The sequence below is a fragment of the Agromyces binzhouensis genome, from assembly GCF_004135055.1.
Lineage (GTDB): Bacteria > Actinomycetota > Actinomycetes > Actinomycetales > Microbacteriaceae > Agromyces > Agromyces binzhouensis.
This window is the reverse complement of sequence record NZ_SDPL01000831.1, coordinates 1-521: the sequence shown is the minus strand read 5'-3', so window position 1 is coordinate 521 and position 521 is coordinate 1. Positions and strand designations below refer to the sequence as shown.

The 521-nt window shown below is 75.0% G+C and carries 1 protein-coding gene; it reads right to left on the bottom strand.

All coding sequences use genetic code 11. The features are described 5' to 3' along the window. Nucleotides 1-521, bottom strand: a 521-nt coding sequence (locus tag ESO86_RS18430; RefSeq protein WP_129236086.1) for an NAD(P)/FAD-dependent oxidoreductase, incomplete at both ends; no start/stop codon positions are given.

Sequence of the window (521 nt, the reverse complement as noted above, 5' to 3'; positions counted from 1 at the left end):
GCGGCACGCCGAGCACCCCCGCCCAGGCGTGCTCGATCGCGGCGCCCGCGGCGGCCGGGAAGTAGCGGCGCAGCAGCTCGGTGAGGCTCTCGATGGTGCGCGGCTGGGTGGCGCCGTCGACGTCGACGCGCGAGCCGTACCGGTACGGCACGCCGCGACCGCCGAACGCGATGCGGTCGTCGGCGGTGCGCTGGGCGTACATGTAGACGTGGGCGAAGTCGCCGAGCGTCTCGCGGCCGTTCCAGCCGATCTCGTGCCAGGCGGATGCCGCGAGCGGCTCGGTCACGATCATCGACGAGTTCATGGGCAGCCACGTGCGGTGCTCGCCGGCCAGGTTCGGCGTGAAGCCCTCGGTCGCGCGCAGCACGTGCTGGGCGCGAACGGTGCCGTGCTCGGTGCGCGCCTCGCCGGGCGCGATCTCGGTGACGCGCGTGCCCTCGTGGATGGTGACGCCGAGCCGCTCGACGGTCGCCGCGAGCCCGGGCGCCAGCTTCGCGGGGTGGACGCGGGCGCAGTGCGGA